The organism is Citrobacter sp. C5_2 (assembly GCF_014596845.2).
Taxonomy (GTDB): domain Bacteria; phylum Pseudomonadota; class Gammaproteobacteria; order Enterobacterales; family Enterobacteriaceae; genus Citrobacter; species Citrobacter werkmanii.
In genome coordinates, this window is the sequence record NZ_CP115032.1 from 2,011,115 (window position 1) to 2,036,054 (window position 24,940).

Annotated in this window: 29 protein-coding genes, 2 tRNA genes and 1 pseudogene; 22 read left to right on the plus strand and 10 right to left on the minus strand. The window is 50.9% G+C overall.

Annotation, left to right across the window (positions count from 1 at the left end; all coding sequences use genetic code 11):
* Nucleotides 1-6: 6 nt before the first annotated feature.
* From ICA20_RS09655 to ldtA, 11 genes are all read left to right on the plus strand, one after another.
* Nucleotides 7-801, plus strand: a complete 795-nt coding sequence (locus ICA20_RS09655) for a sirohydrochlorin cobaltochelatase (protein ID WP_038641645.1) — start codon at nucleotides 7-9, stop codon at nucleotides 799-801.
* Entirely contained in the window at nucleotides 798-1,511 is a 714-nt protein-coding gene (locus tag ICA20_RS09660) for a cobalt-factor II C(20)-methyltransferase (protein ID WP_038641643.1), read from the plus strand. The genes ICA20_RS09655 and ICA20_RS09660 overlap by 4 nt, the downstream gene beginning before the upstream one ends.
* Complete coding sequence (gene cbiM / locus ICA20_RS09665; protein ID WP_038641642.1) at nucleotides 1,508-2,245, plus strand: cobalt ECF transporter S component CbiM; 738 nt, start codon at nucleotides 1,508-1,510, stop codon at nucleotides 2,243-2,245. The genes ICA20_RS09660 and cbiM overlap by 4 nt, the downstream gene beginning before the upstream one ends.
* A gap of 2 nt (nucleotides 2,246-2,247) precedes the next feature.
* The gene (locus ICA20_RS09670) at nucleotides 2,248-2,529 is read left to right on the plus strand and encodes an energy-coupling factor ABC transporter substrate-binding protein (RefSeq protein WP_038641640.1); all 282 of its coding nucleotides are present in this window, start codon (nucleotides 2,248-2,250) and stop codon (nucleotides 2,527-2,529) included.
* Nucleotides 2,516-3,193 carry an energy-coupling factor ABC transporter transmembrane protein gene (locus ICA20_RS09675; protein WP_016156861.1) on the plus strand — a complete coding sequence of 226 codons (678 nt, stop codon included), beginning with the start codon at nucleotides 2,516-2,518 and terminating at the stop codon, nucleotides 3,191-3,193. The genes ICA20_RS09670 and ICA20_RS09675 overlap by 14 nt, the downstream gene beginning before the upstream one ends.
* An 8-nt stretch (nucleotides 3,194-3,201) precedes the next feature.
* A complete protein-coding gene (locus ICA20_RS09680; protein WP_038641638.1) occupies nucleotides 3,202-4,017 on the plus strand; it encodes an energy-coupling factor ABC transporter ATP-binding protein in 816 nt (271 codons plus the stop codon).
* Nucleotides 4,014-5,534, plus strand: a complete 1,521-nt coding sequence (locus ICA20_RS09685) for a cobyric acid synthase (protein ID WP_038641636.1) — start codon at nucleotides 4,014-4,016, stop codon at nucleotides 5,532-5,534. Before ICA20_RS09680 ends, ICA20_RS09685 begins: the two co-directional genes overlap by 4 nt.
* On the plus strand, nucleotides 5,531-6,076 hold the full coding sequence (cobU, locus tag ICA20_RS09690) for a bifunctional adenosylcobinamide kinase/adenosylcobinamide-phosphate guanylyltransferase (RefSeq protein ID WP_038641634.1): 546 nt from the start codon (nucleotides 5,531-5,533) through the stop codon (nucleotides 6,074-6,076). The genes ICA20_RS09685 and cobU overlap by 4 nt, the downstream gene beginning before the upstream one ends.
* Nucleotides 6,073-6,816 (plus strand): adenosylcobinamide-GDP ribazoletransferase, encoded by a 744-nt coding sequence (gene cobS, locus ICA20_RS09695; protein WP_038641631.1) that lies wholly within the window; start codon nucleotides 6,073-6,075, stop codon nucleotides 6,814-6,816. Before cobU ends, cobS begins: the two co-directional genes overlap by 4 nt.
* A 24-nt stretch (nucleotides 6,817-6,840) precedes the next feature.
* Nucleotides 6,841-7,905 (plus strand): nicotinate-nucleotide--dimethylbenzimidazole phosphoribosyltransferase, encoded by a 1,065-nt coding sequence (gene cobT / locus ICA20_RS09700; protein ID WP_038641629.1) that lies wholly within the window; start codon nucleotides 6,841-6,843, stop codon nucleotides 7,903-7,905.
* Between the two features lie 126 nt (nucleotides 7,906-8,031).
* The gene (ldtA, locus tag ICA20_RS09705; RefSeq protein WP_038641626.1) at nucleotides 8,032-8,961 is read left to right on the plus strand and encodes a L,D-transpeptidase; all 930 of its coding nucleotides are present in this window, start codon (nucleotides 8,032-8,034) and stop codon (nucleotides 8,959-8,961) included.
* Between the two features lie 24 nt (nucleotides 8,962-8,985).
* On the opposite strand, the gene ICA20_RS09710 is transcribed toward ldtA, so the two are convergent.
* The 5 genes from ICA20_RS09710 to mtfA all read right to left on the minus strand — a co-directional run bounded on the left by ICA20_RS09710 (nucleotide 8,986) and on the right by mtfA (nucleotide 13,624).
* The gene (locus ICA20_RS09710) at nucleotides 8,986-9,669 is read right to left on the minus strand and encodes an ABC transporter ATP-binding protein (RefSeq protein WP_038641624.1); all 684 of its coding nucleotides are present in this window, start codon (nucleotides 9,667-9,669) and stop codon (nucleotides 8,986-8,988) included.
* 10 nt (nucleotides 9,670-9,679) lie between these two features.
* Nucleotides 9,680-11,368, minus strand: a complete 1,689-nt coding sequence (locus tag ICA20_RS09715; protein WP_038641621.1) for an iron ABC transporter permease — start codon at nucleotides 11,366-11,368, stop codon at nucleotides 9,680-9,682.
* On the minus strand, nucleotides 11,352-12,389 hold the full coding sequence (locus ICA20_RS09720) for an extracellular solute-binding protein (RefSeq protein WP_038641620.1): 1,038 nt from the start codon (nucleotides 12,387-12,389) through the stop codon (nucleotides 11,352-11,354). The genes ICA20_RS09715 and ICA20_RS09720 overlap by 17 nt, the downstream gene beginning before the upstream one ends.
* Nucleotides 12,390-12,651: 262 nt before the next feature.
* Nucleotides 12,652-12,727: transfer RNA gene (locus ICA20_RS09725), tRNA-Asn, on the minus strand.
* 99 nt (nucleotides 12,728-12,826) lie between these two features.
* Entirely contained in the window at nucleotides 12,827-13,624 is a 798-nt protein-coding gene (gene mtfA / locus ICA20_RS09730; protein ID WP_038641617.1) for a DgsA anti-repressor MtfA, read from the minus strand.
* A 93-nt stretch (nucleotides 13,625-13,717) separates the two neighbouring features.
* Between mtfA and ICA20_RS09735 the strand changes: the two genes are divergently transcribed.
* From ICA20_RS09735 to ICA20_RS09745, 3 genes are all read left to right on the plus strand, one after another.
* Nucleotides 13,718-13,807, plus strand: a tRNA-Ser gene (locus ICA20_RS09735).
* 230 nt (nucleotides 13,808-14,037) lie between these two features.
* Nucleotides 14,038-15,312: an ATP-binding protein gene (locus ICA20_RS09740; protein ID WP_038641615.1), complete on the plus strand. Its 1,275-nt coding sequence runs from the start codon at nucleotides 14,038-14,040 to the stop codon at nucleotides 15,310-15,312.
* Complete coding sequence (locus tag ICA20_RS09745; RefSeq protein WP_038641613.1) at nucleotides 15,309-15,842, plus strand: hypothetical protein; 534 nt, start codon at nucleotides 15,309-15,311, stop codon at nucleotides 15,840-15,842. Before ICA20_RS09740 ends, ICA20_RS09745 begins: the two co-directional genes overlap by 4 nt.
* 7 nt (nucleotides 15,843-15,849) lie before the next feature.
* Here ICA20_RS09745 and ICA20_RS09750 read toward each other — a convergent pair.
* Both ICA20_RS09750 and ICA20_RS09755 read right to left on the minus strand, forming a co-directional pair.
* A pseudogene (locus ICA20_RS09750) lies at nucleotides 15,850-16,020 on the minus strand (integrase); the annotation flags it as partial.
* Nucleotides 16,021-16,038: 18 nt separating this feature from the next.
* Nucleotides 16,039-16,425 (minus strand): VOC family protein, encoded by a 387-nt coding sequence (locus ICA20_RS09755; protein ID WP_038641610.1) that lies wholly within the window; start codon nucleotides 16,423-16,425, stop codon nucleotides 16,039-16,041.
* A 282-nt stretch (nucleotides 16,426-16,707) separates the two neighbouring features.
* Here ICA20_RS09755 and ICA20_RS09760 point away from each other — a divergent pair, with 282 nt between their 5' ends.
* Entirely contained in the window at nucleotides 16,708-17,067 is a 360-nt protein-coding gene (locus ICA20_RS09760; RefSeq protein WP_038641608.1) for a hypothetical protein, read from the plus strand.
* Nucleotides 17,068-17,146: 79 nt separating this feature from the next.
* The gene (locus ICA20_RS09765; protein ID WP_003839058.1) at nucleotides 17,147-17,479 is read left to right on the plus strand and encodes an EmrE family multidrug efflux SMR transporter; all 333 of its coding nucleotides are present in this window, start codon (nucleotides 17,147-17,149) and stop codon (nucleotides 17,477-17,479) included.
* 105 nt (nucleotides 17,480-17,584) lie between these two features.
* Here ICA20_RS09765 and ompC read toward each other — a convergent pair whose 3' ends face one another.
* Nucleotides 17,585-18,760 carry a porin OmpC gene (gene ompC / locus ICA20_RS09770; RefSeq protein WP_038641605.1) on the minus strand — a complete coding sequence of 392 codons (1,176 nt, stop codon included), beginning with the start codon at nucleotides 18,758-18,760 and terminating at the stop codon, nucleotides 17,585-17,587.
* A gap of 439 nt (nucleotides 18,761-19,199) precedes the next feature.
* Between ompC and ICA20_RS09775 the strand changes: the two genes are divergently transcribed.
* The 3 genes from ICA20_RS09775 to ICA20_RS09785 all read left to right on the plus strand — a co-directional run bounded on the left by ICA20_RS09775 (nucleotide 19,200) and on the right by ICA20_RS09785 (nucleotide 21,847).
* Nucleotides 19,200-19,892 (plus strand): phosphohydrolase, encoded by a 693-nt coding sequence (locus tag ICA20_RS09775; RefSeq protein WP_038641602.1) that lies wholly within the window; start codon nucleotides 19,200-19,202, stop codon nucleotides 19,890-19,892.
* 76 nt (nucleotides 19,893-19,968) lie between these two features.
* Nucleotides 19,969-21,399 (plus strand): DNA cytosine methyltransferase, encoded by a 1,431-nt coding sequence (locus tag ICA20_RS09780; protein ID WP_038641600.1) that lies wholly within the window; start codon nucleotides 19,969-19,971, stop codon nucleotides 21,397-21,399.
* Nucleotides 21,380-21,847, plus strand: a complete 468-nt coding sequence (locus ICA20_RS09785) for a very short patch repair endonuclease (RefSeq protein WP_038641598.1) — start codon at nucleotides 21,380-21,382, stop codon at nucleotides 21,845-21,847. The genes ICA20_RS09780 and ICA20_RS09785 overlap by 20 nt, the downstream gene beginning before the upstream one ends.
* Here ICA20_RS09785 and yedA read toward each other — a convergent pair.
* Nucleotides 21,839-22,759: a drug/metabolite exporter YedA gene (gene yedA / locus ICA20_RS09790; RefSeq protein ID WP_038641596.1), complete on the minus strand. Its 921-nt coding sequence runs from the start codon at nucleotides 22,757-22,759 to the stop codon at nucleotides 21,839-21,841. The genes ICA20_RS09785 and yedA overlap by 9 nt on opposite strands.
* A 178-nt stretch (nucleotides 22,760-22,937) precedes the next feature.
* Between yedA and ICA20_RS09795 the strand changes: the two genes are divergently transcribed.
* Both ICA20_RS09795 and ICA20_RS09800 read left to right on the plus strand, forming a co-directional pair.
* A complete protein-coding gene (locus ICA20_RS09795) occupies nucleotides 22,938-23,849 on the plus strand; it encodes a DUF808 domain-containing protein (RefSeq protein ID WP_038641594.1) in 912 nt (303 codons plus the stop codon).
* 77 nt (nucleotides 23,850-23,926) lie between these two features.
* Nucleotides 23,927-24,109, plus strand: coding sequence for a DUF2158 domain-containing protein (locus tag ICA20_RS09800; RefSeq protein WP_038641592.1), 183 nt, complete (start codon nucleotides 23,927-23,929; stop codon nucleotides 24,107-24,109).
* Between the two features lie 205 nt (nucleotides 24,110-24,314).
* On the opposite strand, the gene yodD is transcribed toward ICA20_RS09800, so the two are convergent.
* A complete protein-coding gene (gene yodD / locus ICA20_RS09805; protein WP_032939599.1) occupies nucleotides 24,315-24,542 on the minus strand; it encodes a YodD family peroxide/acid resistance protein in 228 nt (75 codons plus the stop codon).
* A gap of 163 nt (nucleotides 24,543-24,705) precedes the next feature.
* On the opposite strand from yodD, the gene dsrB reads away from it, so the two are divergent.
* Entirely contained in the window at nucleotides 24,706-24,894 is a 189-nt protein-coding gene (gene dsrB / locus ICA20_RS09810; protein WP_038641589.1) for a protein DsrB, read from the plus strand.
* Nucleotides 24,895-24,940: the final 46 nt, after the last annotated feature.

Consider the following 24,940-nt stretch of genomic DNA (forward strand, 5'->3'; position numbering starts at 1 on the left):
TTAGAGATGAAAAAGGCGCTTCTGGTGGTCAGCTTTGGCACCAGCTATCACGACACCTGTGAGAAAAATATTGTGGCCTGCGAGCGCGATCTCGCGGCCAGTTGCCCGGATCGTGACCTGTTCCGTGCGTTTACCTCCGGGATGATTATCCGCAAGCTCAAGCAGCGTGACGGCATTGATATCGACACGCCGTTGCAGGCGCTGCAAAAGCTGGCAGAGCAGGGGTATCAGGATGTGGCTATTCAATCGCTGCACATCATCAACGGCGACGAATACGAAAAAATTGTCCGCGAAGTACAAAGTATGCGTCCGCTGTTTTCTCGCCTGACGCTCGGCGTACCGCTGCTGAGCAGCCATGAAGATTACGCGCAGCTGATGCTGGCGCTACAACAGCAGATGCCGCCGCTTGGCGAAAAAGAAAAAGTGGTGTTTATGGGGCACGGCGCCAGCCATCATGCCTTTGCCGCTTATGCCTGTCTTGACCATATGATGACAGCGCAGCGCTACCCGGCGCGGGTCGGGGCGGTGGAAAGCTACCCGGAAGTGGATGTGTTAATTGATAGTTTGTCTCAGGAAGGGGTGACGGCGGTGCATCTGATGCCGCTGATGTTAGTTGCTGGCGACCATGCCATCAATGATATGGCCTCCGACGAAGACGATTCGTGGAAGACATTGTTTAATGCGGCCGGGATACGGGCTACGCCGTGGCTCAGTGGGTTGGGTGAGAATCCGGCGGTGCGCGCCATGTTTGTGGCGCATTTACAGCAGGCGCTGAATGTGGCGCTGGAGGAAGCGGCATGAGCGGAAAACTGTACGCGTTAAGCACCGGGCCAGGCGCTTCCGATCTCATCACCGTGCGCGCCGCCCGCACGCTGGGTCAGCTCGATATTCTCTATGCGCCTGCCGGGCGTAAAGGCGGCGATAGCCTGGCGCTGTCGATCGTGCGGGAGTATATCGGCGAGCAGACCGAAGTCCGCTGCTGCCATTTTCCGATGAGTGCCGACAGCGCTGAAAAAGAGGCTGTCTGGGATGAGGTTGCCGCCGCGCTGGTTCAGGAAGTGGAGGCCGGTAAACAGGTTGGTTTTATTACCCTTGGTGATGCCATGCTGTTTAGTACCTGGGTCTTTTTACTCCAGCGTATTGGCTGTCCTGACTGGTTGGAAATCGTTCCGGGTGTGACTTCTTTTGCCGCGATTGCCGCGCGTTCGAAAACGCCGCTCGCCATGGAGCAACAGTCGCTGGCGGTGGTCTCCTGTACCGCGCCGGAAGCGGAAATCCAGCAGGCGTTAAAGCAGCATGACAGCCTGGTGCTGATGAAAGTATACGGTCGTTTTGCGCGCATCAAAGCGTTGCTGCAACAAGAGGGCTTGTTGAATTGCGCATTGATGATGTCTGAAGCCACGCTGCCGGGTGAGCAGTGCTGGCGTCATCTCAACGAAGTCAGCGACGACCAGCCGCTGCCTTATTTCTCGACCATTCTGGTTAATAAACAGTGGGAGTATGCACAATGAAGCTTGAACAACAGCTAAAACAGCTGTCTTTCAGCGGGTTGGCTGCGGCGCTATTACTGATGATTGTCCCTGAGCAAGCGTTCGCCATGCACATTATGGAAGGCTTCTTGCCGCCAATGTGGGCGCTGGCCTGGTGGCTGCTGTTTTTACCTTGCCTGTGGTACGGATTAGTGCGCTTGCGTCAAATCGTCCAGGAAGACAGCCACCAAAAAGTGTTACTGGCCCTCTGCGGCGCGTTTATTTTTGTGCTGTCGGCGCTGAAAATTCCTTCCGTTACCGGAAGCTGCTCGCATCCGACTGGTGTCGGCCTGGCGGTTATCCTGTTCGGACCGGGTGTGGTCGCTATTCTCGGTGCAATCGTCCTGCTGTTCCAGGCCTTGCTGCTGGCGCACGGTGGTTTAACGACGCTCGGCGCCAACGGTATGTCGATGGCGGTGATTGGCCCGGTAGTAGGTTACATGGTGTGGAAAATGGCCTGCCGCGCGGGGCTACGCCGGGATGTCTGCGTCTTCCTGTGCGCCATGCTGGCGGATCTCGTCACCTATTTTGTTACCTCGGTGCAACTGGGCGTTGCGTTCCCGGATCCGTCCGCAGGCGCAATGGGGTCGATTGTGAAATTCATGGGCATTTTCTGCCTGACGCAGATCCCCATCGCGATTGCGGAAGGTCTGCTCACCGTAATGATTTATGACCAGCTAACCAAACGCCAGTTGATAACCGCACAAGGACATTAACGATGAAAAAGACGCTGATTTTGTTATGCATGGTGGTGGCGCTGGTGATCCTGCCGTTCTTTATCAACCACGGTGGAGAGTACGGTGGTTCAGACGGTGAGGCGGAAAGCCAGATTCAGGCTATCGCCCCGCATTATGAGCCGTGGTTCCAGCCGTTGTACGAACCGGCAAGTGGCGAAATTGAAAGCCTGCTGTTTACGCTCCAGGGGTCGCTGGGCGCAGCCGTAATTTTCTACATTCTGGGTTACACCAAGGGCAGACAACGCCGTGATGACCGGGCTTGACAGGCTTAGCTATCAAAGCCGCTGGTTTCATGTCTCGCCGGTGCGGAAATTTCTGCTTTGGCTGATGATGATGATTCTGGCGTTTACCCTGCCCCCGTTGGGGCAGGGTATCGAGCTGTTACTGATTGCCGCGCTGAGCTGCTGGCTGCTGCGCATTTCCTTCTGGCGCTGGTGCCGCTGGATGGCATTGCCGTTTGGTTTTCTGACGGTTGGTGTTGTGACCATCCTGTTTAGTTTTAGCCGCGATCCGCAAACCCTGCTGGCCAGTATCCCCGTAGGAAGCTATTGGTTAGGCGTGAGCGCGCCAGGCCTGGTCACTGCCAATGAAACCTTCTGGCGCAGCCTTGCGGCGCTGGCGGCAACCTTCTGGTTAGTGCTGAATCTGCCGTTTCCGCAGTTGATTATTTTACTCAAACGCGCACACGTTCCTCGCCTGCTGACTGAACAGATCCTGCTGACCTGGCGGTTTATTTTTATCCTGTTAGACGAGGCGCTGGCTATTCATCGCGCGCAAACGCTGCGTTTTGGTTATCGTAGCTTGCCGTTGGGCTACCGCTCGCTGGCGATGCTGGTGGGATTGTTATTTACCCGTGTGTTGATCCGCTACCAGCAAATGACCACCACACTGGATATCAAACTGTATCAAGGTGATTTTCACCTGTAAGGAAAAGTATGCTTGCCACTTCAGCGCTTTGGTTTCGCTATCAGGATGACCCGATCCTCAAAGGGCTAACGCTGGACTTTTCTACGCATGCCGTCACCGGGCTGGTAGGGGCCAATGGCTGCGGGAAATCCACGCTGTTTATGAATCTGAGCGGGTTATTGCGACCACAGCAAGGCGCGGTGATGTGGCAGGGCAAACCGCTGGATTACAGCAAGCGCGGCCTGCTGGCGCTGCGCCAGCAGGTGGCAACCGTATTTCAGGATCCCGATCAGCAAATCTTTTATACCGATATCGACAGCGATATTGCGTTCAGTCTGCGCAACCTTGGGGTGGATGAAGCTGAAATCTCACGTCGGGTGGAAGATGCGCTCACGCTGGTTGATGCCCAGCATTTTCGCCATCAGCCTATTCAGTGTTTAAGCCACGGGCAAAAAAAACGCGTGGCGATTGCCGGTGCGCTGGTGTTGCAGGCGCAATATCTGCTACTGGATGAACCTACTGCAGGCCTTGACCCATCAGGCCGCACGCAGATGATTGAGATAATCAAACGCATCGTAGCGCAAGGAAACCACGTGGTTATCTCCAGCCATGATATCGATCTTATCTATGAGGTCAGCGATGCAGTTTACGTTTTACGCCGGGGCGAAGTGCTGACGCACGGCACGCCGGGTGAGGTTTTCGCCCGGACGGATCTTATTGAACAAGCTGGATTGACTCAGCCCTGGCTGGTAAAGCTGCATACTGAGCTGGGTTTCCCGCTGTGTAAAACAGAGGCTGAATTTTTTAGTCGTATGCGAGAGAACGCACTGAAGGAGGCGTCATGACGCAGGCAATAATGTTGCAGGGAACGGCATCTGATGTGGGTAAAAGCGTGTTGGTCGCCGGGCTGTGTCGAATTTTTTACCAGGACGGACTGCGTACCGCGCCGTTCAAATCACAGAATATGGCGCTGAACTCGGGCATTACGCCAGAGGGTAAAGAGATGGGCCGCGCGCAAATTTTTCAGGCTGAGGCGGCCGGCATTACGCCGGATGTGCGTATGAATCCGGTGCTGCTTAAGCCGACCAGCGATCGTAAAGCGCAGGTTGTGCTGATGGGCAAATTGGCGACCGATATGGATGCGGTGAGTTACCACGAGTATAAGCCGCGCCTGCGTGAGCAGATCCTGTCAGTATATAACAGCCTGGCGCAGGAGTTCGATGTGCTGGTGCTGGAAGGCGCGGGAAGCCCCGCTGAGATTAACCTGCGCGATCGCGATATCGTCAATATGGGTATGGCTGAGATGGCGCAATGCCCGGTCGTTCTGGTGGCCGATATCGATCGCGGCGGCGTGTTTGCCTCTATTTACGGCACGCTGGCGCTACTGCATGACCATGAACGCGCCAGGGTAAAAGGGGTGATAATTAATAAGTTTCGCGGTGATGTGGCGCTGCTGTATTCCGGTATCGAGCAAATTGAAGCGCTGACCGGCGTTCCGGTGCTGGGCGTCATGCCATGGCTGGATGTTGATCTGGAAGATGAAGATGGCGTGGCGCTGCAAAAGGGCAAGTATTTGCGTACTGACAAACGCGACATCGACATTGCCGTTGTTCAACTCCCGCACATTTCTAATTTTACTGATTTCAATGCGCTTGCGGCACAACCGGATGTGCGCGTGCGCTATGTTCGCCAGCCTGAAGAACTGGCAGGGGCCGATCTGGTGATTCTGCCAGGCAGCAAAAACACGCTGGGCGATCTGGTGTGGCTGCGTGAAAGCGGAATGGCGCATGGCGTCGTGCAATTGCATCGTAATAACGTTCCGGTGGTGGGGATTTGCGGTGGCTACCAAATGCTCGGCGACACCATCATTGATGAGGTGGAATCAGGGCTCGGTACGCTGCCGGGTCTGGGCTTGCTTAATACGGTGACCCATTTTGCCCAGCATAAAACCACGACCCTGGTTGAGGGGAAAATGTCTTCTTCGCTGCCCGACTGGCTGGCGGGCGCGGCAGACTTATCCATTCGCGGTTATGAAATCCATATGGGCGAAACGGCATTATCCGAAGCATGCCAGTCGGTGATGACGCTGCGCAAAGAAGGCAGACATGTGGCTGACGGCGCGATAACACCGGATGGCCTGGCGTTCGGCACCTATCTTCACGGTCTGTTCGACAGCGATGAATTTACCCGTGCATTGGTGAATGGCCTGCGCGTACGCAAAGGATTAGCACCGCTGGATTCCACCTTCCATTACGCGCAATATAAATCGCAGCAGTTTGATCTGCTGGCGGATGCGATGCGGCAACACATCGATATTGAGAAAATTTATACCATCATGAAGCAACACCGGGAGCCCGTATGATGATTCTGGTTACGGGCGGCGCACGAAGCGGCAAGAGTCGACATGCGGAAGCGCTAATCGCTGATTCCCCAAACGTTCTGTATATCGCGACTTCGCAAATTTTTGATGAGGAGATGGCGGCGCGCATTCAGCATCATCGCGATGGACGCCCTGCGCACTGGCGTACTGCCGAGCGCTGGCAACATCTCGATGAACTGATTACGGCAACAAACGATCCTCAGGAAGCCATTTTGCTGGAGTGCATCACCACCATGGTGACCAATCTGCTGTTCGCTCTGGGCGGTGACAGCGACCCGGATAGCTGGGATTACGCGGCGATGGAGCAGTCCATCGAGGATGAGATCCGTTTGCTGATTGCTGCCTGTCACCGTTGCCCGGCAACGGTGATCCTGGTGACTAACGAAGTCGGAATGGGGATCGTTCCGGAGAACCGTCTGGCCCGGCATTTTCGCGATATTGCCGGACGCGTGAACCAGAGACTGGCGACGGCAGCTGATGAGGTGTGGCTGGTGGTATCAGGAATTGGAGTCAAAATTAAATGAGTAAGTTGTTCTGGGCAATGCTTTCTTTTATCAGCCGCTTGCCCGTTCCTGCTCGCTGGTCGCAAGGACTGGATTTCGAGCACTATTCGCGCGGTATCGTGATGTTTCCCCTGATAGGCGTGGTGCTGGGCGGGCTGACGGGGCTGGTCTTTATGGCGCTGCAGCCCTGGTGTGGTACTCCACTGGCAGCCTTATTTGCCGTATTGACGCTGGCGTTGTTGACCGGCGGTTTTCATCTGGACGGTCTGGCGGATACCTGTGACGGTATTTTTTCTGCCCGTCGACGCGAACGGATGCTGGAAATCATGCGCGACAGTCGCCTGGGAACCCATGGCGGGCTGGCGTTAATTTTCGTTTTGCTGGCCAAAGTGCTGGTGGTGAGCGAACTGGCTTTACGTGGCACGCCAATGCTGGCGGCGCTGGCTGCGGCATGTGTCGCCGGGCGGGGTAGCGCTGTTTTGCTGATGTATCGACATCGCTACGCCCGCGAAGAAGGGCTGGGCAATGTCTTTATCGGCAAAGTTACCGGGCGTCAAACCTGCGTCACACTGGGGTTGGCGGCAATCCTGGCCGCTGTGCTGCTTCCAGGCATGCGCGGCGTAGCAGCGATGGCTGTCACGATGGTGGCGATTTTCATTCTTGGGCAGTTATTAAAACGTACGTTGGGTGGGCAAACCGGCGATACGTTGGGCGCAGCCATTGAACTTGGCGAGTTGATATTCTTGCTGGCTCTGCTTTGAGTCAGCCAACATACTGGAACCCTTATGCAGACTTTAACCTCTTTACTCCACGCGATCCCTTCACCTGACAGTGCCGCGATGCTGCGTGCTCAGCAGCATATTGATGGCTTACTAAAGCCGCCGGGAAGTCTGGGTCGGCTCGAATCTCTTGCCGTGCAACTGGCTGGTATGCCTGGCCTGAAAGGTGTGCCGCATGTGAAGGACAAAGCGATGCTGGTGATGTGCGCCGATCATGGCGTCTGGGATGAAGGGGTTGCCGTTTCGCCTAAAGTGGTCACGGCTATTCAGGCCGCCAATATGACGCGCGGGACGACCGGCGTTTGCGTTCTGGCCGCTCAGGCTGGGGCAAAGGTGCATGTCATTGACGTGGGAATTGACGCGGAGCTTATCCCCGGCGTGGTGAATATGCGCGTCGCGCGCGGCTGCGGCAATATTGCCCAGGGCCCGGCAATGAGCCGTTCGCAGACAGAGGAACTGCTGCTGGAAGTTATTCGCTATACCCATGAACTGGCGAAAGAGGGCGTAACGCTGTTTGGCGTGGGTGAACTCGGTATGGCAAATACCACGCCCGCGGCGGCTATCGTCAGCGTGCTGACCGGCAGCGATGCCGAAGATGTGGTGGGCATCGGCGCTAACCTGCCGCTTTCCAGAGTAGGTAATAAAGTAGAGGTTGTGCGGCGAGCCATTGCCGTCAATCAACCGGATCGCAATGACGGTATCGATGTACTGGCAAAAGTGGGTGGATTTGATCTGGTTGGCATGGCGGGTGTGATGCTGGGCGCGGCCTCCTGTGGGCTGCCGGTCGTGCTGGATGGTTTTCTTTCATACTCTGCTGCGCTGGCGGCCTGCCAGCTAGCACCGCAGATTAAACCCTATCTGATCCCGTCACATTTCTCTGCTGAGAAGGGGGCCCGCACTGCGTTGGCGCATCTGGAGCTGGATCCGTATCTGAATATGGGGATGCGTTTAGGTGAAGGCAGCGGGGCCGCGCTGGCGATGCCGATTATTGAGGCAGCCTGCGCGATGTACCACAACATGGGGCAGTTAGCCGCCAGCAACATTGTGCTACCGGATGGTAAAGAAGCATAGTTACGTGCCCCCTGAACCTCGCCGTATGGCGAGGTTTATTTTTGCGCATTGAATTCGTAACCCACTAAAACAGATAATAAAAGCTATAATTACCGGATATCTGCTGCGGCAACGGAAAGGAAAAAGATGCGTCGTGTAAAACTGCTTTGTTCACTCATCATGCTGCTTGCGAGTCAGGTAGCACACGCGGTGAGCTATCCGCTGCCGCCAGAAGGTAGTCGTCTGGTAGGTAGCCCGCTGACGATTACGGTCCCGCCCGGAAACACCCAGCCGCTGGAGGCATTTGCCGCGCAGTACGGGCAGGGGTTGAGCAATATGCTCGAGGCCAATCCCGGCGTAGACGTTTTTCTGCCTAAGTCTGGCTCAACGCTGGTGGTGCCGCAGCAACTGATCTTGCCGGATACCGTGCGTGAAGGCATTGTTATCAACGTCGCCGAAATGCGTCTTTATTACTATCCTACGGGTACAAACACGGTTGAAGTTTTGCCGATTGGCATTGGACAGGCGGGGAGAGAAACGCCGCGTAACTGGGTGACGGCGGTCGAGCGTAAGCAGGAAGCGCCGAGCTGGACGCCGACGCCGAATACCCGACGGGAATATGCCGCACGTGGGGAAACCTTGCCCGCGTTTGTGCCTGCCGGACCAGATAACCCGATGGGCCTGTATGCGATTTATATCGGCAGGCTTTATGCCATTCACGGCACTAATGCTAACTTCGGTATTGGTCTGCGGGTGAGCCAGGGCTGCATCCGTTTGCGTAATGACGATATTAAGTACTTATTTGACACGGTGCCGGTTGGGACGCGTGTGCAACTGATTGACCGCCCGGTGAAATACAGCGAGGAACCAGACGGCAGTCGCTGGGTAGAAGTGCATGAGCCGCTGTCACGAAATCGTTCTGAGTACGAGTCTGACAGAAAGGTTCCCTTGCCGATCACTCCCGCTTTGCGCACATTTATCAGCGGGAGTGGCGTGGATGTGAACCGCGGGAATCAGGCCCTGGAAAGACGTTCCGGTATGCCGGTGAACATCAGCCAGGTTCAGCAGCATTTTTAATATTAAAGCGGCCCAGGTTTATCGTCAGATAAGGTGGGGCGCTTTTTTAATTTGATACTGCCCCATTTTTACCACGCCGATATGGTCTGCCATTAGCTGCGCTTCGTGTTCGCTGTGGGTAACCAGCAGTGCCGTTTGCCCGGCAGCGCGCAAAATATCCCGTACCTCGTTGCCAAGACGCTCGCGCGTGCGCTTATCAAGGCTGGAAAAGGGCTCATCCAGCAACAGGATTTCCGGATGCGGTGCCAGCGCACGCGCGAGCGCGATGCGCTGCTGCTGACCGCCGGAAAGTTCATGGGGATAGCGGTTGGCATGGCTATGTAATTCCACCATTTTTAACAGCTCCGCCACCCGGGCCTGCTGTTCTTCACGCGGCATACGGCGTAATCCAAAGGCGACATTTTGGTGCGCGGTCAGATGCGGAAATAACGCATATTCCTGAAAAACCATGCCGACATGACGCTTTTCAGGCGGGAGATGAACACCGGGAGCGGCAACACGATGCTGAGACACATAGATCTCTCCGCTTCGCAGTCGTTCAAACCCCGCAACGGCGCGTAGAACCGTGGTTTTTCCGCAGCCTGAAGCCCCTAACAGACAGGCGATTTCCCCTTTGCGTACCGACATTGAAAATCCATTCAGTACCGATTGCTGGCTGTTGCCATAGGCAACGTGCACATCCTGGAGGCGTAATGCAATTTCTGACATTGTTACTCTCTTAACCCCGGCGAGTCATTTGGTGACGCACCAATAAAATAACCGGTAGCGTGCCAGCTAAAACAATCATTAGCGCGGCGATAGCACCTTCTTCATAAGTTCCACGAGCGGCTTCCGCATACAGCAATGTTGCCAGCGTTTCGAAGTTAACCGGACGCAAAAGCAATGTTGTGGGTAGCTCTTTCATCGCGTCGGCAAAAACCAGCAGGGCGCTGCTTATCAGCGCCGGGCGCAGTAGAGGGAAATGAACCCGTGCAAACGTGCCCGCGCCATTCTCGCCCAACAGCCGGGAAGCCTGCTCCAGCGAAGGTGGAATGCGTCCCAGACCGGAATCCAGCGCGCCGATGGCAATCGCCTGGAAACGCATGGCGCAACAAATGACCAGCAGGATCCCGGCTGACATCAGCGGCAGGCCACGCACATCCAGCAAGTCAGCCAGCCAACGGTCAACCGCCATGGCCGGCGTTAAAAAACCAATCGCCAGGATTGTGCCGGGAACCGCGTAGCCTAAAGAGGCCAGACGCATCACGCCACGGCGAAACCCCGGCATCGCGTTGTCTGCAGCGCTATGGCGTGCGCTCCAGGCTACCAACATACTGACGCAAACCACCACCAGCGTGGTTCCCGCCGCGAGCAAGAGCGTATTTTGTAATGCTGACAGTAACGAGGGGGAGAGAAGATTGTCATCGCCGATACGTTTGGCGCTTTCCCACATTAAAAACAGCACCGGGGCCAGAAAACCCAGCACAACCGGCAGCGAAATAACGGCACCAAGCAGCCAGCCGCGCCAACCCTGCACGCGCGTGGGTTGAATTTCCCGCAGACTGCGGCTGCTGAACCCCTGTTTTCTGCGGCCATAAAATTCCAGCGTCAGAATAAAGAAGATAAACATCAGCATCATGCAGGCGATTTGCGCCGCTGAAGATAAATCGGAGCGCGAGATCCACGTGGTGTACACGGTAACAGTTAACGTCTGTACCCCAAGGAATTCCGACGCGCCGATGTCGTTAAGCGTTTCCAGCAATGCCAGACTGATGCCAACGGCCAGGGCCGGACGTGCCATGGGGAGGGCAACGCGAAAAAAAGTTCCGGTCGCGCTGCATCCCAGCGTACGTGCGGCTTCCAGTAAATGAGCCGGCTGGCTGATAAACATGGCGCGGGTGGTCAGGTACACGTAAGGATAAAGTACTAAGCCGAGCAGAATTATTGCACCGGAAAGAGAGCGTAAATCTGGCAGGCGGAACTGTCGTGGGCTGTCAAAGCCCAGTAAGAAACGAATAAAGGTTTGCAGGGGACCAATCGGATGCAGCAGATCGAGCCAGGCAAAGGCGACGATGTAGGTCGGCATCGCCAGCGGCAACAGTAGCGCCCAACCGAGAATTTTGCGTCCAGGAAAATCCCATGCCGTCACCGCCCATGCGCTACCTACGCCAATGACGCCGACCATCACGGCGACACCCGCTAACAACAGTACGGTATTTTTTAACGCGGCAGGCAACACCCACGTCAGGAGATTATCCCAGTGAGATAAATCGGCCTGGGTAGCCTGCCAGATCAGCGCAATGACGGGGGTCAGGACGCCAAGCGCCACGCACAGCGCGCCAAGATGCAACGGCGTTAATAATGACTGCGGCCCGGAAACCAGGCCGCGTAACGCTGGAAACTGCAAAGGTTTATTGATCGAATCCAACTTTATCTACCAGCAGGCTAGCTTGTTTACGATACTTCACGATTTCAGTTAACGGTGTCTTATCGACATCAATTTCACCGATGGTGGCGCTGATAACCGGATCAAGCGTTACGCCTTTCAGTACCGGATATTCAAAGTTCGCTTTCGCATACTGCTGCTGGGCAGGCGCGGAAACCAGATACTCCATCAGCTTAACGGCATCGGCTTTATTTGGCGCATAGCGGGCAACGGCAGCGCCGCTGATATTGACGTGCGTGCCGCCATTCTCAAAGGTTGGTTTTACGACTTTGATGGCATCGCCCCATTGGCGAGCATCGCTGCCTTCTTTGGCATTTTTCATATGGCCGACGTAATAGGAGTTAGCCAGACCGATATCACAAATTCCACCGAGGATATCGCGGGCAACGTCGCGGTCGCCGCCGGTGGCTTTACGGGCCAGGTTAGCCTTCACGCCGCGCAGCCAGTCTTCGGTTTTAGCTTCACCGTGATGGGCAATCATCGCAGCGATCAGCGCCGTGTTATACGGATGCTGCCCGGAGCGGATACAGACTTTACCTTTATACTCCGGGCTGGCGAGTTGTTCGTAATGCCAGTTATCAATGGGCATTGATTTTTCGGCATACAGCACACGAGCGCGCATAGAAAGTGCAAACCACTGATTATCCGCACCGCGCAGGTTGGCTGGAATCGCGGTTTTCAACGCTTCTGACTCTACCGGTTGGGTCACTCCGGCTTCCACGAGATCGAGGAGATTGCCTGCATCAACGGTCATCAGCAGGTCGGCAGGGGAGTTTTTGCCTTCCGCTTTAACGCGCTCAAGCATGCCATCCTTGATATAAACCGTACTGACTTTGATGCCGCTGGTTTTTGTCCAGCTATCAAGTAACGGCTGAATCAGACCTGGTTCACGGGTGGTGTAAAGCGTTAATGTTTCCTGGGCGAAAGCCGGCAGGCTAACAGCGAAGACCAGGGCAGAGGCAAGCGTGATACGGCGCAGTCCGGTGCGAGGCAGAGCATTCATCGTTTATATCCCAGAGTAATTGGAACGTACAGTGAACCGAGCAGGGCTCGTTCTTTTGGCTCGCGTACAATAAATGATAATCACTAGCAGTTACAATAATTGCAAAGTTTAAACGATTTACATTTACATAACTTTAATCAATGGTGTGATGCGACATGAAATAGGGGCGGTACAACAGGCAGAACGCTTATGCAGGATGCTTTTATGTAAGCCTGAAAAGCAAAAAGCCCGCTCAAGTTTCCTTAAGCAGGCTTCTTAAATTTGGCTCCTCTGACTGGACTCGAACCAGTGACATACGGATTAACAGTCCGCCGTTCTACCGACTGAACTACAGAGGAATCGTGTGAACGAGGCGCATATTACTGACCTCACCCTGAGGTGTCAACAGTAAAATTAGCGCGTCATTTCAATTGGTTAATTAATCTTCAAATTCAGTGTTAATGCACATTTGATGAGCGATAATGGTCATCTTCGGGGTTATCACGTAACCGTTGCATTGGGTTTTGGCGGTAAAACAGGATGAAACGCTGCCATAAAGCCGGGAATCGTGGAGCAAATAATTCAGGTGCGCTGAAAAAATACTCGGATAATACGGCAAAGCATTCGGCCGGATCGGTTGCAGCGTAGGCATCTATACTGCATGCGGTTTCCCCTACCAGATCGATTTCATCCTGAATATTGTTCATTGCGGCATGCAGGTCGTGCTCCCAGCCGGCAATGTCTCGCAGAGGAATCGCCGGAATTCCGCTGGCGCGATCGCCATTACGCATATCCAGCTTATGCGCGACTTCATGAATGATCAGATTAAAGCCTGAGGCATCAAAGGAATCCTGAATATCAAGCCAGTTGAGAATTATCGGACCTTGCTGCCAGCTCTGCCCGGACTGAACGACACGTTGATTGTGTACCAGACCAATTTCGTCTTCCCATTCGTCGTCCACAACAAATGGGGCAGGGTAGATGAGAACTTCATGAAACCCATCGAGCCACTCGATCCCCAATTCCAGAACAGGTAAACAGAAGAGCAGAGCAATGCGCGCACTTTTTAGCGGGTCCAGCTCAAACCCCTGAAGTGCTACCAATCTTTTTTGCTGTAAAAAACGCTCGGCCAGGGCGATAAGTCTGGCTTGTTCTTGCTCGGTGAGATTCACCAGAAGCGGAATAGCCAGGGCGTTATCCCAGGGCCAGTCGTCATTTCGGGCTGTTTCTTGCTCTTTCCAGGGCCACTTAATCATCGTTTTGCTCGCAAACTCGTCACTTGAACGAAATTGACGGAACTGGGTCTGTTAAAATGCCAAATTACCTGGCATCATGGCAACCACCAAAACGGAGAGATGCCAGAGCGGCTGAATGGACCGGTCTCGAAAACCGGAGTAGGGGCAACTCTACCGGGGGTTCAAATCCCCCTCTCTCCGCCACTATTCAAACACTTAGCTCAATTCCTTTCAACGACTCATGTCACACTTGGTATAGTGTCGGTATACTTTCTAGGTTTATTCCTTCACATACATTACCCCATTACTACAAATCAAGAGTTAGCATTTTGTCATAAAATGCTGTCAGCTTTTTTTTTCTTGCCATATACAACTCCTACTATAAACTCAGTATGTGGTGCTTTTGAACATTTTTTTGTATGAAAAGAGGGGTTATGGCTAACGCGATACTTTGGTATGAGATTAAGAATATCGGTAGCTTTGAAGATGAAGGAGGGTTCGTTGACCTTACTACTACAGCTAAGGATAAGAAGAAAGAACTGTGGGTCGATGTTGATGGCCACAAGGTCAATTTGATCACTGCTATCATGGGAGCGAATGCCTCTGGTAAAACGACTCTCATTAAACCTATGTCTTTTTTGAGCTGGTTTTTCTGGTCTATACCTGCAAAAGTTACAGAATATCTTTATTTGAACATAAACCGGCCATTTGTGAATCCGGGAATGATTAAAGTTTGCTTTGTGTTAGAAGGGAAAGTATATACTTATGTTGTTATAGCATGTGATCATTTTATTATTAAAGAAGAATTATATGTAAAAAATGATAATAATAAAAACATATATATTTTTAAAAGAGGTTTAAACAAAGAGAATTATAAAAATAATTTAAATAAGAAAGGTGATGAGCTTAGCCCTAAAGAAATAGAGGATTTTTTAAAGACAATAAAATACGATTATGTAGAAAAATCTGAGTTGTTCCCATTGGGTGGGCTTGAAGGTAAAAGAACACCATCTAACACCAGTATCATTTCTGCTGCAAGGCGTGTGGGTGTTCCGTTAGCTATGAATATTGCTGAGCAAATGAGCAATACTACAAACGTAAATGCTATGGGTAGATATAGCTATGATTATGAGGATTTAGGAGCTACTGCCGAAGATTTATATGAAGATACTGTTACATTTAATAGTGTAAAAAGAATTTTACGAAAATGGGATCTTGGATTGGATGATATTATTATTGAGAAAGAGGAGAAAATTGATGTAAATGGTGAAAAAGAAACTTATTATCTTCTAAAAGGTGTTCATGCAAAGGAAGATGGTACAAAATTTGAACTGCCATTTGCATTTGAATCCGCAGGTACTCAAAGTGCCTTTGTTAGATTGAATAATATTATGAAGTGCTTAAAGAAAGGGACCGCATGCTTCATTGATGAACTTGGTGATGACTTGCATCCACATATGGTTAAGCCAATTTTAGAGTTATTCATAAGCAAAGAAACAAACCCGATGCATGCACAATTAATATTTACTTGTCATAAACCAGAGCTAATAAACTACTTGGGTAAATATCGGGTGCTTATTACTGAGAAAAAGTACAACAAAAGTGAGTGCTACAGGCTTGATGATTTTCCATCCAGTGAAGCTCGGGTAGATGATAACATTGCAGCTAAATATTTGGCGGGTGCATTTGGTGGAGTACCAGATTTATGACCAAGCCCAAACGTGCAAAACGCGGTGTTGAACGAACTAAGCTGTTGATGTGTGAAGGAATAACTGACAAAAGATTTGCTGATTGTTTAAAGCGCCTTTTAACAACCAGGGCAGCAGGTTTTAGTGTTAGACTAGATGATGCTGGTGGAGGGGGGCCGAAATCCGCGATAATGGCAGCTATAAATCATGCTGGTGGTTTTGATAAAAGGGTTGTCTTCATAGATTCAGATCTTGCAATACCCGCTGACGCAGTAGCTGCGGCTAGGAATAGGGACATAAAAATCATTCAATCCTCACCATTATGCTTGGAAGGGTTTTTAATGAGATTAATGGGCCATAATCAACAATTCATCAATTCACAGGATGCAAAAGATTCGTTTCATAGGTTTTATAATTTGAGAAATGTTGTAACTCAAGAATGGTATGAAGAGTATATAACACTTCAACACATAAACTCTGTGATTAGTGACGATCGACATATTTGCCGAGAGGTACTAACTGACTTACGCGATGTATTCACTGTGTTTTAAAACTGCTCTAGCGGGCAGTTTTATCAACTAGGGTTCGATCTAATGTCGGCGATCTTTTGATTTTTCTATCATAAACCAAAACTTGGCTTTCAGTTTTGTGACCTGAGAATAGTTGTTTGTCCTTTCTCGAGTCATGGTAATCTGATATCCCCTTGGCTTTGATTTCATGAAAGATACATTGCAATATTTATTGAGGTTATGCCCACGACTTGTTTTGGATAACCATCCTATATCCGTCGACGTCAACAAATGTCCTTCCGTTCACATCCCAGTAGGGATTGAATGACGCTGTCATTCTGAAACCAGCATCGTTCATTCTTTCGCAGGCATGCAACCCTTCATTTTCATCAGGGTAATAAAGAGCGAGTAAATCTTCTTCAGTGTGCAAAGGTTGAACGGGATAGTTTTGGCAAAAGGTGAATTCTATGTGCCAGTCTAAGTCTTCCCGCCCTAACATTATTCCATTGAACCCCTCATGATCGTTGAATTCAGCAATTTTATGTAGCCCCAATCCCTGGCTGTACATCAGAAAAGAGCTTTCGAGATTGTTGACGGGTTTGGCAATACGCATATGAGTAAACATCCGGGGTCTCCAGGGGAAATACCGTTTAACATTGAAATCGCGCTGAGTTTACATGTGATTATCTTTTCATTTATCCATAAGAGCCTCCGAAATATCATGCTTCACTTTGCTAACGGTCTGCTGCCAACACAGAGTGGACCGTCAGATTAGGTTTGGTTCTGCGCCGTGAGAGCGACAGTTCAGGTCCCTCAATATTGCCACACCCTGCGTAGCTGTAAAAACAAACAGTGGAAATGATAATTATTTCTATTTAACATTATTTATTTGCGAGTGGATAACGCTATGAATAACAAGCTGTTGGGTGTGGCCATTATTGCTGTTTTGTCGGCAGGTTTAGCTTTTAGTTCTCATGCAAGTGAAACAATAAGCAAAACTGGGGTAAGGACGTTGGTGGATGAAAATAACAAATTCAAAGTAGTATATGATATTGATGATAAAGGAAAAGTTATAAATATCAGATTTCCTGATGGCGTCGTTGATGCTGATACTAAGCAAAAACTTACCCGGGAAATGGAAAACTGGGTATTCGAATCTGGCAGTCCACAGACCGATATCAGCTCTGTGGTGACTTTAACATCAACCCCAACGTCCGCGCACAGCAGACCTCGCGGCGCTTCAGACGGTCTTTTTGTACTAAGTTGAAGGAGTTTTGGCTGTGTTCAAACTCACCTGACCCTTTGTGATACGATAATTGTTTTAGATTGTCACATGGGGCCAGATTTTGAATTCATACATTTTCCTTGCCGGGGCCATTGTAGCTGAAGTAATAGGTACAACCCTGATGAAGTTCTCTGACGGATTTACACGTCTATGGCCATCTGTAGCAACCATTGTATGCTACTGCACTGCTTTTTATCTTCTCGCTCAGACGCTGTCGACCATTCCAACGGGTATTGCGTACGCAATTTGGTCAGGTGCTGGAATCGTATTAATCAGCCTTTTGGGCTGGTTGGTAAGTGGGCAAAAGCTTGATTTTCCGGCGATCGCAGGCATGTTCCTTATTTGTGCAGGGGTTCTGGTTATTAATATTTTTTCTAAATCTTCCCCGCATTAATTCTATTGAAAGCGTGTCGCATATCTGGCGCTCTTAGCAGAGCTTATCCCCGTGCGGTGAAAAAAGCCCGCTTCATATGAAGCGGGCTTGCTGTTTGTATCTCAATCAGAACTGGTAGACTAAACCAACGGCAACGATGTCGTCAGTCGCGATACCATTGCTTTCATAGAAGCTATCGTCTTCATCCAGCAGGTTGATTTTGTAATCAACGTAGGTGGACATGTTTTTGTTGAAGTAGTAAGTCATACCTACATCAACATATTTGACCAGATCTTTGTCGGTGTAGCGTGGGGTGCCATTGCTATGGTGATCCCAGCCGCCTAAATCAACGCCTTTAGACTGCAGGAATGCAACGGACGGGCGCAAACCAAAGTCAAACTGGTATTGTGCAACAACTTCGAAGTTTTGCGTTTTGTTAGCAATACCGCCTTCAACTCCATCCCCTTTACCATATGCAGTCATATTGCGTGTTTCAGCATACATAGCAGCCAGGTACACGTTATTCGCATCATATTTGGCACCCACGGTCCAGGCATCAGCTGTGTCACCACCAGCATAGCGGTTGGCATGGCTACTGTCGCCACGTCCAGCAGCAACCTGATTATTAGTACGGTCAGAGCTGGAGTATGCCGCACCGAGGCTTAAACCGAAGTCGAAGTCATAGGAGGTAGACATACCGAAACCGTCGCCATTTTCACGAGACAGGCTACGTCCATCACCATTACCAGTACCTTCGCCTGAACCACCATCTTCATTATTGCCCTGGTACTGCAGAGCGAAGTTCAGACCATCAACCTCACCGAAGAAACCTTTATTACGGTAGGTGGCAACGCCGTTGGTACGACCGGTCATATACACGTCGGTCTGGGTGTAGGTATCGCCGCCGAATTCCGGCAGCATATCGGTCCAGGCTTCTACGTCGTAGACAACGCCATAGTTACGACCGTAGTCAAAGGTACCGTTCTGACCAAAACCTAAGCCAGCGAAAGCCAGGCGGGTCCATGAATCTGCACCTTCACCTTCTGTGCTGTTGGCCTGGACGTTATATTCCCACTGACCATAACCAGTTAGCGTGTCGTTGATCTGGGTTTCGCCTTTAAAGCCCACACGTACATAGGTCTGATCGCCGTCGCTACCCGCATCGTCAGAGAAATAATGCAGACCATCGACTTTGCCGTACAGATCCAGTTTATTGCCGTTCTTATTATAAATTTCAGCGGCATTCGCTGCGCCTGCAGCTAATAAAGCAGGGAGGAGAAGTGCCAGTACTTTTCTTTTCATTATGTATTCCCTTATGATAATAATTAATATGAATATGTAGTACTATCCGAAAGACTACATTTGGATACTATCTATGAAGTTCATTTAATTTAAAATATAACATGTAACAAATGTATTTAAGATATTTCAAAATGTTTCTATAGTGTCTTTTTATAAATTAATGTATATGTGTTTAATAATGTTATTTACATGGTAAATTTATTTTTATCAGTGGGTTATGTATTTCTTGTGTTCATTGTTTTCGTGTATTTTATTTTTGGGGGTTATTTGTTGTTTGATTACATATGATTATCTATTGCTATGGTGATCAAGAAACAATAAATTTCTGTGATTATATAAAGTTGAGAATGATAATATATTTATATAAATTAAAGCGCTGGCAGTGGTCTGCAATGAAAATTGTTGTTAAGGTGGTTTTCTTTCTGCAAAGAGAGACCACATGGAACGACAAGATTGGCAGTCAAAATTTGAAGCCTGGCTACAGGATAACCATTCCGGGCAGGATGCTGCCCATGATATCTCTCATTTTCGTCGCGTGTGGAAGACTTCGCAAAAGCTAAGTACGGATGCGACCGTAAATTGGCTGGTGGTTCTTACAGCGTGCTACTTCCATGATCTTGTCAGCTTGCCGAAGAATCATCCGGATCGTCATCGCTCATCGGTATTGGCGGCGCAGGAAACACGCCGCATTCTGAGGCGCGATTTCCCTGATTTTCCGCAACACTGTATACCTGCCGTATGTCATGCCATTGAGGCGCACAGTTTCAGCGCGAAGATCGCACCGGAAACTATTGAAGCTAAAATTGTGCAGGATGCCGACAGGCTTGAGGCGCTGGGGGCTATCGGTTTAGCGCGCGTATTTGCCGTGTCTGGTGCGTTAGGCGTGGCGCTGTTTGACGCGGAAGATCCATTCGCGCGGAAGCGTAGCCTTGACGATAAACAGTACGCGCTCGATCACTTTCAGACCAAATTATTGACGCTGCCGCTGACAATGCAAACTGAACAAGGCCGACATTTAGCGCAGCATAATGCTGACTTTTTACTGACGTATATGGCGAAGCTGAGTGCGGAGTTAAAAGGAGAGTATGCAATGCTGGATCTCGACGCGATTCAACCCTTTAAAGCACGTTAGTCGCCAGTACAGCCGCAACGTCAACCGCGCTATTTTATGTTAATCTGTCGGTTATCCATTTCGGCCGGTTAAATGTATGCAGGATAATTTTTCAGTAGCAGGCTCCATGAACCCAATGACAGATGATAACAAGGCCGCCGCACAGGTAATTTTGGCTAAGTTGCTTGAAATTTATGACGTGAAAACCCTGGTTGCTCATCTGAATGGTGTTGGTGAGAACCGCTGGAGTCCGGCCATCTTTAAGCGAGTAGTGGCGAACGAAACATGGCATCGCCTCAGCGACAATGAGCTTGCTCATCTGAATTCCTTGCTGCCGACGCCACCTGCGCATCATCCGCATTATGCCTTTCGATTTATCGATCTGTTTGCCGGCATCGGCGGAATTCGTCGCGGCTTTGAGGCGATTGGCGGGCAGTGCGTGTTTACCAGCGAATGGAACAAGCATGCGGTGCGCACCTACAAAGCGAATAATTATTGCGATCCGCTCCAGCATCACTTTAATGAAGATATTCGCGATGTCACGCTGAGTCATCATGATGGAGTAAGCGACCAGCAGGCGGCGGAACATATTCGCCAACATATTCCTGAACATGACGTACTGCTGGCAGGATTTCCTTGTCAGCCTTTCTCCCTGGCTGGGGTATCAAAGAAAAATGCGTTAGGGCGGGCCCACGGCTTTGCCTGTGATACACAAGGCACACTCTTTTTTGATGTGGTGCGCATTATCGATGCGCGTCGACCAGCAATATTTGTGCTCGAAAACGTTAAAAACCTGAAAAGTCACGACCAGGGTAAAACGTTTCGCATCATTATGCAGACGCTGGATGAGCTGGGTTATGACGTCGCGGATGCGGCGGATAATGGGCCCGACGATCCGAAAATAATCGATGGACAACATTTTTTACCTCAGCATCGCGAACGTATTGTGCTCGTCGGATTTCGACGCGATCTGAATCTGAAATCAGACTTCACGCTGCGCAATATAGTCACTCGCTATCCGCCGCGACGTACTACGCTGGCGGAGCTGCTTGAGCCGACCGTCGATGCGAAATATGTGCTGACGCCGGTGTTGTGGAAATATTTATACCGGTATGCGAAAAAGCACCAGGCGCGGGGGAATGGGTTTGGTTATGGCATGGTGTATCCTGGTAATCCCGATAGCGTAACGCGCACATTATCCGCACGCTATTATAAAGACGGCGCCGAGATCCTTGTCGATCGCGGCTGGGATATGGCGCTGGGGGAAAAGGATTTTGACGATCCATTGAACCAGCAGCACCGTCCGCGCCGGCTTACACCACGGGAGTGCGCGCGCCTGATGGGGTTTGAATCACCGCAGGGCTATCAGTTCAGGATCCCGGTGTCGGATACTCAGGCTTATCGCCAGTTTGGTAATTCGGTGGTCGTTCCGGCATTCGCGGCGGTTGCCAGACTGCTGGAGCCGAAAATCAAACAGGCGGTTGCTATTCGCGAAAAAGAGAACCTGCATGGCAGACGTTCACGATAAAGCAACGCGCAGTAAAAATATGCGGGCGATCGCCACCCGTGATACCGCCATTGAAAAACGCCTTGCCAGCGTACTGACAGAGCAGGGCGTAACGTTTCGCGTGCAGGATGCGACGTTACCTGGTCGCCCCGATTTTGTAGTGGATGATTACCGTTGTGTGATCTTTACCCATGGCTGTTTCTGGCATCATCACAACTGCTACTTGTTTAAAGTCCCTGCCACGCGAACGGAATTCTGGCTGGAAAAAATAGGTAAAAATGTCCAGCGTGACGCGCGGGATTGTGAAAAATTGCAGACTCTGGGCTGGCGTGTACTGATTGTCTGGGAGTGCGCCCTGCGCGGGCGCGAAAAACTCGGCGATGAGGCGTTATCTGAACGTGTCATCGAGTGGATCTGCGGCGGCGGTGCCACCGCGCAGATCGACACTCAGGGTATTCACTTACTGTAGTGTCTTTTCCGACGGGGTAGCAACGGCATTCGCTTTCATAGGGAATAAGTATTTACCGAGGGTAACCAATACCACCGCAAATACGATCACGCCGAGCGCCAGCCATTCGATGAGCGCCAGACTTTCTCCTCCCAGACCGGTACCTAGCAGTACGGCGACAACCGGATTAACGTAGGCATAGCTGGTGGCTAACGCCGGACTGACGTTGCGAATCAGATACATATACGCGTTAATGGCAATAATAGAGCCAAACAGGGCCAGGTACGCCACCGCCAGAAAGCCTGAAAATGTCGGCATAGTGGTCAGTTTTTCCCCGGAGAGCAACGAGGCGCACATCAGCACAACCCCGGCGGCTAACATTTCAATGGCCCCAGCCATCATGCCAACGGGTAACGTTATGCGTGAGCCGTACACCGAGCCAAACGCCCAACTTATCGAACCGATCAGGATTAATACAGCGCCCCAAGGATTACCACTTAAATTACCGCCGCTGTTCAGCATGATGATTCCTGCCAACCCAATGGCGATTCCCACCCATTCCAGTTTGCGCGTTTTGATACCAAAAAAGTGGCTAAAGCACAGCGTAAACAGCGGAACGGTAGCAACCACCACCGCGGCGATACCGGAAGGCACATTTTGATGTTCTGCGACGGTGACCAGCCCATTACCCACAGCCAGCAGCAGGACGCCAATTAACGCGGCGTTCAGGAGCTGGCGCAGAGGCGGCAGCTTATGCCCGCGAATCAGTAAGAATGCGGTTAACAAAATGCCCGCTGAGAGAAAACGCACGCCAGCCATCATCAACGGCGGCCAGCTTTCCACGCCAATGCGAATAACGAAATAGGTGGAACCCCAAATGATATACAGCGCGAAGAGCGCACTGAAAAGTGGTAACAATTGCCTGAAACGCATAATCCCTCACGGTGGAAATAAAAAGGTGCAACATAGTAAACGTCAAAACTATCGTGCTGGCGAGATTTATAATTGCATGCCATTGTTAAATATTTGTTGACCAGAAAGGCCAGTTTCCGCATGGCGTGTTTTACTTCATACTTACTACGGCAAAAAAATAATATTGAGGGTTAACATTTTGGCAGGAAGTAGCTTACTGACCTTACTCGATGATATCGCTACCTTACTCGACGATATCTCGGTCATGGGAAAACTGGCCGCGAAAAAAACCGCGGGTGTCTTGGGAGATGACTTATCGCTCAATGCGCAACAGGTGTCGGGCGTGCGGGCGAACCGCGAACTCCCGGTGGTCTGGAGCGTGGCTCAAGGGTCGTTTGTTAACAAAGTTATTCTTGTACCGCTGGCGCTATTGATTAGCGCCTTTATACCCTGGGCGATCACCCCCTTATTAATGGTAGGCGGGGCGTTTCTCTGTTTTGAAGGGGTGGAAAAAGTGCTTCACACCCTGGAAGCTCGTAAACACAAAGAGACCCCGGAAGAGCGCCAGCAGCGTCTGGCATCTCTGGCGGCGCAGGACCCACTGACCTTCGAGAAAGATAAAATCAAAGGTGCGATACGTACCGATTTCATTTTATCCGCTGAGATTGTCGCCATCACCCTCGGTATTGTGGCGGATGCGCCGTTGTTGAATCAGGTGCTGGTGTTATCAGGTATCGCCTTAGTGGTGACCGTGGGCGTGTATGGCCTGGTAGGGGTTATCGTTAAGCTGGATGATATCGGCTACTGGCTGGCAGAAAAGCGCAGCCTGCTTGCGCAATCGCTGGGGAAAGGACTACTGGTTGTTGCTCCCTGGCTGATGAAAACACTTTCAGTGGTGGGCACGCTGGCGATGTTTTTAGTAGGGGGCGGGATTGTTGTACATGGCATATCACCGCTGCATCATGCGATAGAACATTTTGTCCAGCAGCAAAGCGCATTGATGGCGCTTATGCTTCCGACCCTGCTTAATCTGGTGCTCGGCTTTATCATTGGTGGAATAGTCGTTCTGTTGGTGAAAACCGTTGCCAGACTGCGCGGAGTTTCGCACTAATTGTCGCCGGATTAATTACGCAAAAAGCCTTTTTGTCGTCTAAGGTGTAAAGGTTTCTCTTGATACAGGAGGCAGGTATGGTCTTTTCTGTCAGTGAGGAAGTCACTTCGAAAGAGGGTGGCCCACGCATGATCGTTACCGGGTATGCCAGCGGAATGGTGGAGTGTCGCTGGTACGACGGCTTTGGCGTTAAACGGGAAGCATTCCGTGAAGATGAACTGGTGCCCGGCGAGCAAAGATCGCTCTGCCAGGACACCTGACATTGGGCCAGGCCGTAACCCGGCGAACTCTCAACCATTAGTTATATTTATCATTTTGGTGAGAATTATTTTCTTGTCAGGCAAAAAAATTGCAGATAAGGTTTGTTTTACATCAGATTTCCTGGTGTAACGAATTTTCAAGTGCTTCTTGCATAAGCAAGCTTGATCCCGGCCCGATGAGGGCCGGGATTTTTTTCACCCTCAGTCAGCGATTGATTTCCGACACGCTAAAATCATGGATATCAAGCTCGAACGCATCGGCCAGTTCATGCCATGTATGGTAATCACGCCCGTCGATGCTGACGCGTTCAGGATCGTCCTGACTGCGATGAATTTCACTCTCGCAGATTTCGTTGATTGCCTTCAGCAGCGCGTCTACATCGACGCTGACTTCGCGTTTGGCCGTATCGCTGTACTCTTTCGCGGTTTTCATCCTCATACCTCTCAACCGTTAAGGATACCGGGGGAGCGCATCAAAACCTCAGATGCGCACCACTTAAGTATAGACCGTCGAGAAAACCCGCAATCGCATGCGCCGGACGCTGCCACAAAAAGGAATTTGTTCTACACTGGCACAAAGCCACAGGAGGAAAATGATGAAGGTGAATGATCGGGTCACAGTCAAAACGGACGGCGGTCCACGTCGGCCGGGCGTGGTACTGGCAATCGAAGAGTTTAGTGAAGGCACCATGTACCTGGTTTCGCTGGAAGACTACCCGCTCGGTATCTGGTTCTTTAATGAATCAGGTCATCAGGACGGTATCTTTGTGGAAAAAATAGAGTGAGGTGAGCTCTTCTGCATGATTCTGACTGGTGGTTCCGCCACCAGTC